Annotated in this window: 13 protein-coding genes; 10 read left to right on the top strand and 3 right to left on the bottom strand. The window is 71.4% G+C overall.

Annotated features, from left to right (window positions below; all coding sequences use genetic code 11):
- Positions 1 to 81: 81 nt before the first annotated feature.
- Positions 82 to 948: a phospholipid scramblase-related protein gene (locus ACIA8E_RS11605; protein WP_399296916.1), complete on the top strand. Its 867-nt coding sequence runs from the start codon at positions 82 to 84 to the stop codon at positions 946 to 948.
- Positions 949 to 1,085: 137 nt separating this feature from the next.
- A complete protein-coding gene (locus tag ACIA8E_RS11610) occupies positions 1,086 to 1,730 on the top strand; it encodes a GNAT family N-acetyltransferase (protein WP_399296918.1) in 645 nt (214 codons plus the stop codon).
- A 69-nt stretch (positions 1,731 to 1,799) separates the two neighbouring features.
- On the opposite strand, the gene pcaB is transcribed toward ACIA8E_RS11610, so the two are convergent.
- Complete coding sequence (pcaB, locus tag ACIA8E_RS11615; protein ID WP_399296920.1) at positions 1,800 to 3,203, bottom strand: 3-carboxy-cis,cis-muconate cycloisomerase; 1,404 nt, start codon at positions 3,201 to 3,203, stop codon at positions 1,800 to 1,802.
- Positions 3,204 to 3,536: 333 nt separating this feature from the next.
- Positions 3,537 to 4,301 (bottom strand): VOC family protein, encoded by a 765-nt coding sequence (locus ACIA8E_RS11620; protein ID WP_399296922.1) that lies wholly within the window; start codon positions 4,299 to 4,301, stop codon positions 3,537 to 3,539.
- A gap of 158 nt (positions 4,302 to 4,459) precedes the next feature.
- Between ACIA8E_RS11620 and ACIA8E_RS11625 the strand changes: the two genes are divergently transcribed.
- Both ACIA8E_RS11625 and ACIA8E_RS11630 read left to right on the top strand, forming a co-directional pair.
- Positions 4,460 to 6,265: an FUSC family protein gene (locus tag ACIA8E_RS11625; RefSeq protein WP_399296924.1), complete on the top strand. Its 1,806-nt coding sequence runs from the start codon at positions 4,460 to 4,462 to the stop codon at positions 6,263 to 6,265.
- Positions 6,262 to 6,768, top strand: coding sequence for a MarR family winged helix-turn-helix transcriptional regulator (locus ACIA8E_RS11630; RefSeq protein WP_399296926.1), 507 nt, complete (start codon positions 6,262 to 6,264; stop codon positions 6,766 to 6,768). Before ACIA8E_RS11625 ends, ACIA8E_RS11630 begins: the two co-directional genes overlap by 4 nt.
- Positions 6,769 to 6,904: 136 nt before the next feature.
- On the opposite strand, the gene ACIA8E_RS11635 is transcribed toward ACIA8E_RS11630, so the two are convergent.
- On the bottom strand, positions 6,905 to 7,063 hold the full coding sequence (locus ACIA8E_RS11635) for a hypothetical protein (RefSeq protein ID WP_399296928.1): 159 nt from the start codon (positions 7,061 to 7,063) through the stop codon (positions 6,905 to 6,907).
- 313 nt (positions 7,064 to 7,376) lie between these two features.
- Here ACIA8E_RS11635 and ACIA8E_RS11640 point away from each other — a divergent pair, with 313 nt between their 5' ends.
- The 6 genes from ACIA8E_RS11640 (at position 7,377) to ACIA8E_RS11665 (ending at position 13,551) form a co-directional block, all read left to right on the top strand.
- Complete coding sequence (locus ACIA8E_RS11640; protein ID WP_399296929.1) at positions 7,377 to 8,969, top strand: sensor histidine kinase; 1,593 nt, start codon at positions 7,377 to 7,379, stop codon at positions 8,967 to 8,969.
- On the top strand, positions 8,966 to 9,373 hold the full coding sequence (locus ACIA8E_RS11645) for a roadblock/LC7 domain-containing protein (RefSeq protein WP_030929977.1): 408 nt from the start codon (positions 8,966 to 8,968) through the stop codon (positions 9,371 to 9,373). Before ACIA8E_RS11640 ends, ACIA8E_RS11645 begins: the two co-directional genes overlap by 4 nt.
- Positions 9,370 to 9,741 carry a DUF742 domain-containing protein gene (locus tag ACIA8E_RS11650; RefSeq protein ID WP_399296932.1) on the top strand — a complete coding sequence of 124 codons (372 nt, stop codon included), beginning with the start codon at positions 9,370 to 9,372 and terminating at the stop codon, positions 9,739 to 9,741. Before ACIA8E_RS11645 ends, ACIA8E_RS11650 begins: the two co-directional genes overlap by 4 nt.
- Positions 9,722 to 10,336: an ATP/GTP-binding protein gene (locus ACIA8E_RS11655; RefSeq protein WP_093779424.1), complete on the top strand. Its 615-nt coding sequence runs from the start codon at positions 9,722 to 9,724 to the stop codon at positions 10,334 to 10,336. The genes ACIA8E_RS11650 and ACIA8E_RS11655 overlap by 20 nt, the downstream gene beginning before the upstream one ends.
- A 123-nt stretch (positions 10,337 to 10,459) precedes the next feature.
- Complete coding sequence (locus ACIA8E_RS11660; protein ID WP_399296934.1) at positions 10,460 to 12,058, top strand: cytochrome P450; 1,599 nt, start codon at positions 10,460 to 10,462, stop codon at positions 12,056 to 12,058.
- Positions 12,059 to 12,204: 146 nt separating this feature from the next.
- Positions 12,205 to 13,551, top strand: coding sequence for a 6-phospho-beta-glucosidase (locus ACIA8E_RS11665; protein ID WP_399296936.1), 1,347 nt, complete (start codon positions 12,205 to 12,207; stop codon positions 13,549 to 13,551).
- The last annotated feature ends 498 nt before the right edge of the window (positions 13,552 to 14,049 follow it).

A 14,049-nucleotide genomic window follows, 5' to 3' on the forward strand; every position in this document is an offset into this window, starting at 1 on the left:
GTGAAGAACTGCGCGACGCGTGCGGCTGTGGATGCGGCAGTAGAGGCTTCCGCTGTCGGACCGGCGGGATACTCTGCCCCGGTGACAACGCACTCGAACGTATCTGCGGGCTGGTATCCGGACCCCCATGGCGCGCCCCAACTGCTGCGCTACTGGGACGGCTCCCGCTGGACCGAGCACACCAACCCGGCCGGCGGACAGCAGCCCCAGGCGCCGGCCCAGGGGCAGGTGCCCCAGCAACAGGCCGCCCCCCAGTATCAGCAGGCCGCCGCTCAGCCGCAGGCCGCGCCGCAGCAGTTCGCCCCTCAGCAGGTGGCGCAGCCTCAGCAGGGTGGCGTCCCGGGTGGCGCCTCGCTCTTCAATCAGCAGGTCCTGGTCGTGAACCAGAAGGCCAAGCTGATCGAGGTGACGAACGAGTACAGCGTCTTCGACCAGCACGGCAACACGATCGGCTCGGTCATCCAGGTCGGCCAGAGCGCGCTGCGCAAGGTGCTGCGGTTCGTGTCCAGCATCGACCAGTACCTCACCCACAAGCTCGAGATCCGTGACGCGTACGGTCAGCCGCAGCTGCTCCTGACCCGCCCGGCGAAGTTCATCAAGTCCCGGGTCGTCGTGCAGCGCCCGGACGGCAGCCCCGTCGGCGAGATCGTCCAGCAGAACGCCATCGGCAAGATCAACTTCGCCATCGTGGTCGACGGTCAGAAGATCGGTGCCATCAAGGCGGAGAACTGGCGCGCCTGGAACTTCGCGATCGTCGACCACAACGACGCAGAGATCGCCCGGATCACCAAGACCTGGGAAGGCCTCGCGAAGACGCTGTTCACGACGGCGGACAACTACGTGCTGCAGATCCACTACCAGCTGCCCGAGCCGCTGCTGAGCCTCGTCGTGGCGACGGCACTGACCGTGGACACCGCCCTCAAGCAGGACGCCCGCGGCCTCGGCTGACCGGCCCCCTTCCGCACGGCACGCACCGCCCGCACGCCCGTACACACGTGTACGGGCGTGCGGGCGGAGGCTTGTCCCCGGGACGGCCGCACGGCCGCTGCCCGGGACGGGCGCCCCCCGGTGGGACGATGACAGGCATGCCCTACCTGGTGCCGCCCCACATCCCTTCCGGTCATCTCGCGGAAGGTGCGCAGCCGGCACTGCAGGTCGACGGCGATCTGCTCCTTCGACCGTGGGAGCGCACCGACGCACCCGCCGTTCTCGCCGCATTCTCGGACCCGGCGATCCAACGCTGGCACCTGCGGCGGGCCGACTCCCGCGACGAGGCCCGTGACTGGATCGAACAGTGGCAGGACGCCTGGCACGCCGAGACCGGTGTCCACTGGGCGGTTGTCCGCCCGAAGAACGGCGCGCCGGATTCAGCCGAGGAACTGCTCGGGCGGATCTCGCTCCGCTCACTGATGCTGGGCATCGGACAGGCCGAATGCGCCTACTGGACCCTGCCCGCCGCCCGCGGGCAGGGCGTCGCACCCAGGTCCGTGGCCGCTGTGGCGCGCTGGGCCTTCGACGAGGTCGGCTTCGAGCGTCTGGAGCTCGCCCACTCGGTCATGAACGAGGCGTCCTGCCGTGTCGCGACCAAGTCGGGCTTCGCGCTGGAGGGCACCCGGCGGCGGGGGCATCTGCACGCCGACGGCTGGCACGACATGCACATCCACGCCCGGATCCGGGGCGACCGGGCGAGCGTGGCCGCCGGTCGAGGTGCCCGTCCTGACAGTCCTTAGCGGCGGCAGCGTGGTGATCGTCCGGCCCGGTGTGCCGTTACCGAGGCGCGGCAGGGTCGGGCGGAGGAGTCATCGGCGTTCCAGCGCCCGGTCGGTGAGGGGGCCCGCGGACCCTGTGTACCGGGTGGGGTCGGTCAGTTCCGCCAGATCGAGGCCGGCGAGCTCGGGTTCCTCGCGCAGGACGTCGAAGAGCACATCGGCGAGGTCCGTCGTCTCGGAGTGAGCCCGGTCCGCCGCGGCTGCCAGCACCTCCCTGGCCCGCGCCCGGCCGATCCGGTCGGCGAACACGGCAGCCAGTCGCTCCGAGACGATCAGACCGTCGGTGAGCTGGAGGTTCTCCCGCATGGTGTACGGGACGACCCGCAGTCCGGCCGCGAGTGCGGCGCCGTCGCGCGCCGCGCCGCCGACGAGCCGCAGCAGATCGCGCAGCGGCTCCCACTCGGCGTGCCACGCCCCGGCGGGCCGCTCGTCCTCGGCGGCCAGCGAGCCGTACAGGGTGGCCGCCAGGCCCGGGGCGCGGCGGGCGGCCGCCGCGATCAGCGTGGCATGTACCGGATTCGCCTTGTGCGGCAAGGCTGACGAATCGCCCCCCTCCTCCTCCTCGACCTCGCCGATCTCGGTGCGGGAGAGCGTGAGCACGTCGGTCGCCATCTTGCCGAGAGCGCCCGCGGTGAAGGCGAGCGCACCGGCGAGATCGGCGATCGGGGTACGCAGGGTGTGCCAGGGCAACACCGGTTCCGCCAGCCCGAGTTCGCGCGCGTAGGCAGAGACCAGAGCAAGCAGGTCGACCTCCTCCTGCCCGTCGGTGTCCTCCTCCCCGTCGGTGCCCTCCTGTGCGGTGGGGGAGGCGGCGGGAGCGGAGAAGGCGGAGAAGGCCGCCAATGTGCCTGCCGCGCCACCCAGTTGGGCGGGCAGCGACGCCCGTACCGCACTCAGCCGGTCCCGGGCGTCGAGGATCAGCGCACGCCAACCCGCAGCCTTCAGCCCGAACGTGGTCGGCACGGCGTGCTGGGTGAGCGTGCGCCCCGCCATCTGTGTGTCGCGGTGCGTGGCCGCGTGCCGTGCCACCTCGCCCGCCGCCCGCTCCAGATCGTCGAGCACCGTTGCCAGCGTTCGCGAGGCGACCAGCATCGCGGCCGTGTCGAGGATGTCCTGGCTGGTCGCACCCCGGTGCACATACGGCCGGGCGTCCTCGGGAACGGCCGCCGTGAGGTCCACGACCAGGGGGATGACCGGGTTGCCGCCGGAGCGGGCCCGCAGCGCCAGATCGCGTACGTCGAAGCGGGCGGCGTCCGCCGTCGCCGTCACCGCACGCCCCGCCTCGGCGGGGGCGAGTCCGCAGGCGGACTGGGCGCGGGTCAGAGCGGCCTCGGCGTCGAGCATCGCCTGAAGGAAGGCGCTGTCGCCGGTGGTGGCCTCGGCGGGGGAGCCGGCCCGCCCGGGGGCGAGCAGGCCGGCATCGCTCTCGTACATCAGCTGAACTCCAGGAGGACCGTTTGACCGGCGCTGTGCGGACGGACGTCGAACCGGTGGGTGCGCCGGTCCGTGGGCGTCGCGATCAGTGTGGCCCGGCACTCCGTGTCCAGCGACTCCAGCAGCGGGCCCCCGGCACGGACAGTGCCGTCAGCGACCGGGGACAGATCCGGGTGACGGCCCCGGCCCCGGCCGTGATCCGCCGGACACCCCTAAGGACTGTCCCGTGATCCTCGGTGGGCGCACGACGGCAGCTACGGCACCTCGCTGCGTTGTCGGAACGCCTGAATACGCCAAGTACGAGAGCGCCCCTCCGCCATTGCAGGACAGCCCTCAGCCTTCCTCGCCCGTCAGGTAGATGCCGAAGACCGCGCCCTGCGGGTCACGTACCACTGCGATCCGTGGGCCGCCCGGGACGCTCGTCGGCGGCATCATCAGCTCGCCGCCCGCGCCCTGTGCGGTGGCCGCGGTCGCGTCGACGTCGGTCACTGCGAAGTAGGGCAGCCAGTTCGGCGGTGCCTCGGGCGGGAACTTGTCGTCCATCACCAGCATGCCGCCGAAATCGGCGCCGTCCACGCCCCACTGCGGGTATGTCTCCGACGCGGTGACCGTCCAGCCGAAGACCGCCGGGTAGAAGGAGAGGGCGGCATCGGCCTCTCGGGTGACGAGTTCGACCCAGCCGAGCGCGCCCGGCTCGTTCAGCAGATCGGCGCCCGCGAAGGCGCGTCCCTGCCACAGCGAGAACACGGCGCCGGTCGGGTCCGCGACCACCGCGAACCTCCCCTGGTCGAAGACGTCCATCGGGCCGACCAGCCGAGAGCCGCCTGTCGCCGTCACCTTGTCGACCGTGGCGTCCGTGTCCTCGGTGGCGAACGAGACCGTCCAGGCCGGTGGCCGGCCCGGCTGATAGACGGGGCTGAGTGCGGCGACGCGCTCATCACCGATGTGCGCCAGCGTGTAGCCGCCGGCCTCCTCGCGCGGGTCGGTCTCGGACCGCCAGCCGAAAAGCGCCGCGTAGAACGCCTTGGCTGCCGCGATGTCGGGCGTGCTGAGCTCGACCCAGCAGGGGCCACCGGACACCGGTTTGGTGAGCTTCATTGCGTTTCCTCTGTTCCCTCTGTCACTGCGGAAAAGCGTGGAGGTTCATGTGTTCTCGCACGCTATGGCCGGCCGGGGAGCGGGGCCAGCGAAAGGGGTCGGTGCGTCGCGGGATGAGGAAACCATTTTACGAGTGTAATATCTGCTAAAGTATTTGGGTGAGCGATTCAACCATTCGTACCCGGCAGCCCTCCTCCGTCCGCAGACTTACCCTGGTCGGCCCGTTGCGCCTGACCCGCCCCTCGGACCTGTGGTTCAAGCCGGCGCTGAGCGTGGTCGTCGCCTCCGCCGTACCGAATCTTGCCCTCTTCGCCTTCGGCCGGCTCGACCTCGTGATGTACACGATGGCCGGGTCGCTCTGTGCGCTGTACGGCCACAGCCTCCCGTACGCCCGCCGCGCCCGTACCGTCGCCGGAGTCGTCGTCGGCATGCTCATCGGCATGGCGATATCCCTGGTCACGGCCTCACTCACCGACTCGACCGCCGTGCTGATCGCCGTCGGCGCGCTTCTCGCGGCCGGGCAGAAGGTGGTCTGCGACGCCACCCGCATCGGACCGCCCGGACCGGTGATCTTCACCTTTGTCACCTCGGCCGCACTCTTCGCCCCGCAGCACCTCGGTCAGGTCCCCGGACACCTGGCGCTGACCGTGGCCGCGGGCGCGATCTCCTGGCTGGTCACCGTCGGGCCCGCGCTGCTGCGCAGGGAAGGCCCGGAGCGGCGCGCGACCGCCCGAGCCCTGGCCGCTGCCGCCGCGTACGCGGACGACCCGGGGCACCGCTCCCGGCACGCCGCGGCCACCGCCGTCCACACGGCCTGGCAGACACTGCTCGCCGCCGGGCGCCCCACCCCCGTACGCCGGGAGCTGGAGCGGCTCGTCGTCCACGCCGAAGCCGCCCTCGCCCAGGGAGCAGCACTGGGTGCGCACCCCGGCGTCCACGCGTGCCGGGTCGGCGACACCGATGGTGGTGGCCACGTCGAGCTCGCCCCCACGGCAGTTGGTCCCCGTACCGGCGACGACCTCGAAGCCTGCGTCGCCGGCCCCGATCGGCTCCGCGCCTGGGCCCGGCAGACCCGGGCCCGCGGCCCCGTCCCCACCCCGCCGCCCGCTCCCGGCACCGCCGAGGAGCTCTTCGGGATCGACGCCGAGCGGGCCGCGCGCCGGACTGTAGGCCGACGCACCGCCCGCCGGGCGGTGCTGCGCGCACTCGCCCCCGGCTCCCCGCTGCTGCCCATCGCCGCCCGCGCCCTCATCGGCTGCGCACTCGCCGGATATGTCTCGATGGCCGTCGGGGTCGGCCGCCCCTACTGGGCGATCGTCACCGCCGCCTCCCTCTACCAGGCCAACGTCACGCTCTCCTGGAACCGCGCCCTGCAACGCACCCTCGGCAACCTCCTCGGCGTGCTCGTCTTCGCCGCGGTCCTCCCCGTCTCCCGGACGAGCTCGCTCGCACTCATCGGCTGCTGCCTCTTCTTCAACTTCGCCGCAGAGGCCCTGATCACCCGTAACTACTGGCTCGGCTCCATAGCCGTGACCCCGATGGCCCTCCTCGTCCTCGAGTTCGGCGGCACGCACCCGGCCGGAGAGCTCATCGGTGACCGGGTCCTGGACACCGTCATCGGAGCCGCCGTCGGAATCCTCGCCGCCATGGCCGTCACCAACCGACGGGCCACCGGACGCCTGGAACGGGCCCTCGCCGCCACCGACCGGGCCCGGGCCCACGCCGTACGGACCATCGCCGCCCCGGCGCCCGCGCCCGCCGCCCTAGATGCCGCCCGCCGCAGGCTCACCGGATCGCTCGTCGAACTGCGCGAGGCCGGCGACACGGCAGCCGGCGAATGGTGGCAGCGCGCCCTGCCCGAGGAGCACATTCTCGCGGCCGAGCAGGCCGGACACCGTACGCTCGCGGCGACAGCAACACGGCAGGGGCTGATCGCCCCCGCCCCGGAGAACGGAGCGGTGTGACCGACGACATCGTCGCCTCGGTGGTACGGCAGTGGCACGCCGTCAACCCGGAGCTGGACACCGGACCGATGGAACTCATCGGCCGCATCAACCGCTGCGCCGCCCTGCTCCAGCAGGCGGAGGACGCCCCTCTGCGCGCCGCCGGACTCTCCCGCGCCGAATTCGACCTGCTGGGCGCCGTACGGCGTACCGACCGCGAACTCACCCCCGGCGAACTGGCCAGGGAGACGTTCTCCTCCGGTGCGGCCGTCACCAAGCGCCTCCGGATCCTCCAGGAGCGCGGCCTGGTCGACCGCCGCAGCGACGAGCGCGACCGGCGCGTCACACACGTCCGTCTCACCGAGGAGGGGCGCGCCCTGGTCGACCAACTGCTGCCCCGGCAGCTGGCGTACGAACGCGCCGTGCTCTCCGGCCTCGACGAGCGAACGCGCGGCGAACTCAGCGTGCAGCTCAGCGAATTGCTGGTCCAGCTGGAGGGACGCATCGGCGGGGCCCGGCGCTGACCCGCGCACCGGATCCCGCTGCGCCCGGGTGGGTGACGGCCGTCGGACGGCCCGCCCCGGACGTCGGCCCACCCACGGATGCACGGCCAGGATCAGCCCGTGGGGGCCGCCCGAAGACATGATCGGGGGTGGCGGCTCAGGCCGCCGTGCAGCCCCCGTCCACGACGCGTTCGGTGACGGTCGCGAAGCGGGACTCGTCGGAGGCCAGGTGGAGCACGCCGTACGCGATCGCATGTGCCTGCGTACCTCGGAGTGGGACGGAACGGCCCGCTCGGGAATCGATGCGGTGCGTCAACTCCTCTGCCGCCGTACCTCTCTCCGAAAGTAAGTCCTGACAACGTCCCGCACAGCGGTACGGGAAGCGTCATGTCGCCCGCGTTCCAGCACTACGTCACTCCTCGCACACGGCTGGAGGCGGTGCGTGCAAAAACTCGTGAGTGTATTACCGCCGGACGGCTCGCGCAGGGGGTTGGGTGAATATGCCGAAGCGCTGTTTCTATCTGGCTATGCTCACGCGCAGTGAAGTCGAGTTGATACGAATTCGAGCGCTTGTTCCTGCGCGCCCTCGATGCGCGCATACCTCCCGAATCAACCGTCAGAGGTCTTAGATGGTTCGAGTTGAATCACCGCCGATCGACCGAGAAATTCCCGTTGCTCGCGCCGCGTTGCTCCCCGTGCTCCTGATGGCCGGCGCGACCGCCGCCGCCGCGGCACTGGTCTCCGAGCCCGCGCGGATACCAGTTGTCCTGTGCGGAGCCGTCGCCACCGTCGTGGTCGCCTCACTCGGCGTCGTGCTCGGCCGCCGCGGACGCGCGATGCGCAGGCAGCGCGCCGAGTACGAACGCCGCCTCGCCGTCCTTGAACGTCGGCTCGCCACCCATGACGAAGAGGCCATCCGGATCAGCAAGGAGCTGCTGCCGGCCGCGATCCACCGGCTCCGGGTGGGCAACTCGCCCGACGAGGTACTGCGCGACGTCGTCGACGCCGACGAGACGTACCGCGATCTTCCCGACGCCCAACGCGCCCTCGTTCGTACGGTGCTGAACATCATCGACAACGAAGAGGCGATGCGTGACTCCGCGCAGCGCGCCTTCGTCAACGTCGCCCGGCGCGTCCAGGCGATCGTCCACCGCCAGGCCTCCGAGCTGCGGGAGATGGAGGAGCACCACGGTCGCAACCCCGACGTCTTCGACGACCTGCTGCGCATCGACCACGGCACCGCGCTGATCGGCCGCCTCGCCGACTCGATCGCGGTGCTCGGCGGCGCTCGCCCCAGCCGCCAATGGCCCAAGCCCGTACCGCTGTTCAGCGTGCTGCGTGGTGCCATGTCCCGGATCCTCGAGTATCCGCGCGTCGATCTGCACTCGATCGCCAAGGTCGCCATCATCGGCACCGCGGTCGAGCCGCTCATCCACGCCTGCGCCGAGCTCCTCGACAACGCCACCCGCTACTCGCCGCCGCAGACCCGGGTGCACGTCACCGCGGTCGAGGTGCAGTCCGGCATCGCCATCGAGATCGAGGACGGCGGCGTCAGCCTCAGCGAGGAGGCCCGCGCGCGGGCGGAGAACATGCTCGCCAGGGCCCAGGCCGGATCCAATATGAACGATCTCGGCGAGTCCCCGCGGCTCGGCATGGCCGTCGTCGGCCGGCTCTCCCGGATGTACGACCTCCAGGTCTCGCTGCGGCAGTCCGCGTACGGCGGGGTCCGCGCCGTCCTCATCGTGCCCCGCGCCATGATCACCACCGGCCCCGCACCCGGTATCGCCCACGGCATCGGTGCCACGTCGAGACCTACCAGCGACATCGACCTCTCGAACATGAAGCACGTCGTTCCGCCGCGCAGCAAGCGCCGCCAGCCTCTCCCCCTGGAGTCCCGCCCGGCCACCGGACCGGTCGCCTCCGACTCCCGGCCGGCCGCCCCCGCGTCCGCCACGGGGGACGACGCCCCCGTGGTGACCGAGTGGACCGCCGGCGGCCTCCCGCAGCGCCGCAGCCGCGGCCGCGCACCGCTCGGCTCGCACAATCTCCCCGCGCAGTCGGCCGCACCCGCCGCAGGGCAGCGCAACGGTAGCGACAGCGCCAAGGAGCCGCCGCCCGGACTCTGGCTGGAGGCATTCACCAACGCCGTCAACGGCGTGCCGCAGGAGCCGAAGACCGACGAAGACTCTGACGATGCGTGGGACAAGGGAGATCTGAAGTGATCCAGCAGCGGGGCAATATGGACTGGATGCTCAAGGAACTGGCCGACGACGTTCCCGACATCCATCAGATCGTGGTGCTCTCCGCGGACGGCCTGCGCATCGCCCGGCACGGTGGCGACCCCGATGTCGCCGACCGGCTGGCGGCCGCCTGCGCCGGACTGCAGAGCCTGGCCGCCGCCGTCGCCTCCGAAATCCCGTACAGCGACGGAATGATGAGGCTCGTCGTCATCGAAGTCACCGGCGGTTTCTTCTACTTGATGGCCGCCGGGACCGGTGCGTACCTCGCGGTCCTCGCCGGAGAGACGGTGGACGCGGGACTCGTCGGAGCACGGATGCGCGACATGGTCGTCAGGATCGGCGCCCACCTCACGAGCCCGCCGCGTCATGACGGGCAGGCCGGATGAGTGCTCCCCGACGAGAACGCCGAAAGGCCGATCCGGCACTGAGCGATCCGGAACGGCTGTACGTGATCACCGGCGATCCCGACGGCAGTGAGCGGGCGGCGCTCGACCTGGTCACGATGATCGTCGCGAAGGTGGAACCGACGCCGACGGTCCAGCCCGAACAGGCCGTGATCCTGCGGCTCTGCCAGGCGCCGTTATCCGTCGCCGAGATCTCGGCCTACCTCAGCCTGCCGTTCAGCGTGGTGACTTCGCTCCTCACCGATCTCCTCACGACCGAACTGATCGAATCGCGCGCGCCCATCGTCCGCGCCACACTCCCGGACAGGTCTCTTCTCGAAGCGGTGATGCATGGACTTCAGAAACTCTGACACGATCACCGGCCCAAGGACGGAGGACATCCTGCCCACCACGGCCACAGCGGCCGTGAAGGTGGTGATAGTCGGTGGGTTCGGGGTCGGCAAGACGACCATGGTCGGTTCCGTCAGCGAGATCCGGCCTCTGACCACCGAAGAGACCATGACCCAGGCCGGCGTCGGCGTGGACGACAACGTCGGGGTGGAGAGCAAGACCGCCACCACCGTCGCCATGGACTTCGGCCGGATCAGCATCAGCGACGAGCTGATCCTCTACCTCTTCGGTACCCCGGGCCAGGAACGCTTCTGGTTCCTGTGGAACGGTCTCTTCGAGGGTGCGCTCGGCGCCGTCGTCCTCATCGACACCCGACGCCTCGAAGTCAGCTTCGACGTGATCGGGCGTCTGGAGGAGCGCGGCGTGCCGTTCGTCGTCGCCGTCAACACCTTCCCGGACGCCCCGAAGCACCCGGTCGAGGCACTGCGCAGCGCCCTGGACCTGCCGGACGAGGTTCCGATGATCGACTGCGACGCGAGACTGCGCGCGTCCAGCCGCGATGTGCTGATGACCCTGATGCGCTATCTGCACAGCCTGGCCGTCCCGCTCGGCTGATCCCACCGCGCCGCACCGCACCGTGCCCGCCCCCACGCGCACCCCGCTGGACACCCTCTTGGCACCCGCTCGATCCCTCGCCCGTACACATCCGATCTCGGCAGCCTCATCCCTGGAGCGATCGTGACAACCCCTTTCCACTACGAGCCCGGCGCGGCCACGGGGCCGGTCCCACCGCCCGAGTGCCCGGCCCACGGCCTCGGTACCGGACCCGGCGGGCTGCGCCGGTTCTACGGCCCCGAGGCGGAGCGGGACCCCGCAGGGCTGTACGACAAGCTGCGCGCCGAACACGGCACGGTGGCACCGATCCTGCTGCACGGGGACGTACCCGCCTGGCTGGTGCTCGGGCACAGCGAGAACCTGCACATGACCCGCACCCCCTCGCAGTTCTCCCGCGACTCCCGGCGCTGGCGGGCCCTGCAGGACGGCAGTGTCGCCCCGGACCACCCGCTGGCCCCGATCTTCACCTGGCAGCCGGTGTGCGTGTTCGCCGACGGCGACGACCATGAACGGCTGCGCGGCGCGGTCACCGACAGCATGGCCCGCATCGACCACCGCGGCGTTCGCCGTCACATCAACCGCTTCAGCAACCGCCTCGTCAACGACTTCTGCCAGGAAGGCCGTGTCGACCTGGTCAGCCAGTTCGCCGAGCAGCTGCCGATGATGGTGATGTGCGCGATCCTCGGCATGCCCGAGGAGTACAACGACCGCATGGTGCAGGCCGCCCGCGACATGACCCGGGGCACGGCGACCGCTGTCGCGAGCAACGCCTACGTCGTCGCCGCGCTGAGCCGGCTGGTCCAACGGCGCCGGACCGAACCCGCCTCCGACTTCGCCACCTGGCTCGTCGAGCATCCCGCGGGAATGACCGACACCGAGGTCACCGAGCATCTGCGGCTGATCCTCATCGCCGCCTACGAGGCGACCGCCAACCTGATCGCCAACGTGCTCCGCATGGTGCTCACCGACCCGCGGTTCCGGGCCAGGCTCAGCGGCGGCCACATGACGGTGCCGGAGGCGGTCGAGCAGACGCTGTGGGACGAGCCGCCGTTCACCGCGGTGTTCGGCCGCTGGGCGGTCGGCGACACGGAGCTCGGCGGCCAGCGCATCAGGGAGGGCGACGCGCTGATCGTCGGCATCGCACCCGCCAACACGGACCCGGTGGTACGGCCCGATCTCACCGCCAACATGGAGGGCAACCGCGCCCACCTCGCGTTCAGTGGCGGCCCGCACGAATGCCCCGGCCAGGACATCGGGCGAGCGATCGCGGACGTCGGCGTCGACGCCCTGCTGATGCGCCTGCCGGACCTCGAACTGGCCGTCGACGAGAGCGAACTGCAGTGGATCGGGAACATCATGTCCCGGCATCTCGTGGAACTGCCCGCGGACTTCGCCGCCCGCCCGCCGCAGGACGACGACGAACCCCCGTCGACGGGCCGGCGTGACCCGGCGCGCGAGAACTGGGAAGTTCAGTCGCCGCTCCGGCACACGCCGCCCGCGTCGGTGCGCACTCCGGCACCCCCGCCTGCTCCGGCCGGTGCGGGGGCGCAGGCCGGCCCCGGCAGGGCCGGTGCCGTGCAGGGTGGCGGGGTGCAGACCGAGACGGAGCCCGGAAACGCGGCCGCGGGGCGGTCGGCAGCCGGCCGGATCCCGCGCCAGCGCAGGCCGGCCGCACCGGCGAGGCTGTGGCGCGCGGTGACGCGCTGGTGGAGCGGCTACTGACCTGGCTGTCCGCGCCACGACCGGCACGAGCGCAGTTACGGGCCGGTGGCCCCGGACCTCGGAGTCCGGGGCCATCGGCCCGCGCGCTTGCCGCGGTGACGGCGGCGGGCCCGGTACGGAGCTTCGGGCCCGTACCATGCGGAAGCGTGAAGCTGACAATTCTGGGCGGCGGCGGATTCCGGGTCCCCCTGGTGTACGGGGCGCTGCTCGCCGACCACGCCGAAGGCCGTGTCACCGCCGTCACCCTCTACGACACCGACGCCGACCGGCTCACGGCCGTCGCCCGTGTCCTCGCCGATCAGGCCGAGGGGGTGCCGGACGCACCCACCGTTCTCGCCACCACCGAGCTCGACGAGGCACTGCGGGGCGCCGACTTCGTCTTCTCCGCCATCCGTGTCGGCGGCCTCGAAGGCCGTGCCGCCGACGAACGGGTCGCCCTCGACGAAGGAGTGCTCGGTCAGGAGACGGTCGGCGCGGGCGGCATCGCCTACGGGCTGCGCACCGTCCCCGTCGCGGACGGTCTCGCCCGCCGCATCGCCCGGCTGGCCCCGCACGCCTGGGTCATCAACTTCACCAACCCGGCAGGCCTGGTCACCGAAGCCATGTCACGCCACCTCGGCGACCGGGTCATCGGCATCTGCGACTCGCCGGTGGGCCTCGGCCGCCGTATCGCCCGGACCCTGGGCGCGGATCACGACCGCGCCTGGATCGACTACGTCGGCCTCAACCACCTGGGCTGGGTCCGTGGGCTGCACATCGACGGCCGCGACGAACTGCCGCGCCTGCTCGCCGACCCGGAGTTGCTGGGCTCGTTCGAGGAGGGCAAGCTCTTCGGCACCGACTGGCTCCGTTCACTCGGTGCGATCCCCAACGAGTACCTGCACTACTACTACTTCAACCGGGAAGCCGTCCGCGCCTACCAGGACGCCGAACAGACCCGCGGCGCCTTCCTCCGCGACCAGCAGGAGGGCTTCTACGCCCGGATGAAGGACCCGGCCACCCCCGCCCTGCCGACCTGGGACCGCACCCGCGCCGAACGCGAGGCCACCTACATGTCGGAGAACAGGGAGGTCGCCGGGGCCGGTGAGCGGGACGAGAGCGATCTGGAGTCCGGCGGGTACGAACAGGTCGCCCTCGCCCTCATGCGGGCCGTCGCCCGCAACGAGCGGACATCCCTCATCCTCAACGTGCGCAACCGCACCACGCTGTCCGTGCTCGACGCGGACGCCGTCATCGAAGTCCCCTGCCTCGTCGACGCCAACGGCGCCCACCCCGTAGCCGTCGACCCCCTCCCGTATCACGCCGTCGGCCTGGTCACGGCGGTCAAAGCCGTCGAGCGCGCGGTCCTCGACGCGTCGGCCACCGGCTCACGCGCCACCGCCGTACAGGCCTTCGCACTGCACCCCCTCGTCGATTCGGTCTCGGTCGCCCGCCGACTCGTCGACGGGTATACGAAGGCTCACCCCGGGCTCGCCTATCTGAACCGGGCCTGACCGGGACACGATTGCTCGCCCCGGAGCGTCATCAGCTGTCGGCGGCCCGCAGCTCGCTGCTGACCAGGAGTTGGAGCCAGGCCTCCAGCCAGGCGGCGGTCCGCCCGCTCTCCGCCTGCCCGTCCAGCGCGTTCAGGAACGCCCGCGGCAATTCCGCCGCGCGGGCCGGCCCGGTCCAGACAGGGCGGTCGCCGCCTCGTCGATACGGGGCCGGGGCGGTCGGACGGGACAGCCTGCCGTCGGCCGCGGATATCGCCTCGTCCAGTGCCGCGGCCGGCGGATCCGGTGAGCGGCTTCCGGCCGCCGCCAGGGCCGTGGAGCCGTCACCGGCGGCCAGATCGGGCCGGTCACCCCGCGCCGGGGCACCGGCCCGCCCCCTTCACACCTGGACAGCCCGCTTCGCGGCGGGCTTCTCGATCAGTGCTGCGACACCGGAACCCGCCACTGACAACGCAGCGTGACGGTGCACCGGCGGAAATAGCCCCAGGTCAGGGGTGC

The organism is Streptomyces sp. NPDC051664 (assembly GCF_044453545.1).
Classification (GTDB): Bacteria; Actinomycetota; Actinomycetes; order Streptomycetales; family Streptomycetaceae; genus Streptomyces.